The organism is Nocardia amamiensis (assembly GCF_015477605.1).
In the GTDB taxonomy this organism is placed as follows: domain Bacteria; phylum Actinomycetota; class Actinomycetes; order Mycobacteriales; family Mycobacteriaceae; genus Nocardia; species Nocardia amamiensis_A.
On record NZ_JADLQX010000167.1, the window covers coordinates 1 to 1,048 of the forward strand.

The following is a 1,048-nucleotide window of genomic DNA, read 5'->3' on the forward strand; positions in this document are numbered from 1 at the left end:
GGTCAAGTCCAAACGCGTGGTGTATTGAGGTGATTGCCGCGTGATCCTTTCGGTCAGGCGGTCAGTGCTGGGGTGGTGTCCTCTTGTTCGTTGGGGTCGGTGGTACCGCGTGAGCGGGCGAGGACGTCGAGGCCGAGGTAGCGGCGGCCTTCGATCCATTCGTCGTGCTGCTCGGCCAGGACCGCGCCGACGAGGCGGATGATGGCTTGGCGGTCGGGGAAGATACCGACGACATCTGTGCGGCGGCGGATTTCTTTGTTCAACCGCTCCTGCGGATTGTTCGACCAGATCTGACGCCAGATCTGCTTGGGAAACGCGGTGAACGAGAGTAAGTCGGCACGGGCGGCGTCCAGGTGCCCAGCCACTTTCGGTAGCTTCTCGGTCAAAGCATCGAGCATCCGATCATATTGGGCAGCAACCGATTCGGCGTCGGCTTGATCGAACACCGAATGCAACAGGGTCCGTACCCACGGCCACGACGATTTCGGGGTGATCGACATCAGATTCACCGTGTAGTGGGTTCTGCACCGCTGCCACGAAGCGCCGGGCAGGGTGGCTCCGATTGCGGCCACCAGCCCAGCGTGCGCGTCGGAGGTGACCAGGCTGACCCCGGATAGCCCGCGGGCGACCAGGTCGCGGAAGAAGGCCAGCCAGCCCGCGCCGTCCTCGCCGCTGGTGACCTGGACACCGAGGATCTCCCGGTAGCCGTCGGCGTTGACGCCGGTCGCGACGAGGGTGTGCACGTTGACCACGCGCCGGTTTTCCCGGACCTTCAACACCAGGGCGTCGGCGGCGACGAACGTGTACGGGCCCTGGTCGAGTGGGCGGGTGCGGAACGCTTCGACCTGGGCGTCGAGGTCGGCGGCCATGATCGACACCTGCGACTTGGAAAGCTTTGTCACACCGAGTGATTCGACAAGCTTCTCCATGCGGCGGGTGGAGACCCCGAGCAGGTAGCAGGTCGCCACCACACTGGTGAGTGCGCGTTCGGCGCGTTTGCGGCGCTCGAGCAGCCAATCCGGGAAGTAACTGCCCGAGCGCAGTTTAG

Annotated in this window: 1 protein-coding gene; it reads right to left on the reverse strand. The window is 64.6% G+C overall.

Features of this window, described 5'->3' with window-relative positions; all coding sequences use genetic code 11:
• Window positions 1-53: 53 nt before the first annotated feature.
• A partial coding sequence (locus IU459_RS37280) for an IS256 family transposase (RefSeq protein WP_195134275.1) occupies window positions 54-1,048 on the reverse strand: 995 nt, incomplete at its 5' end.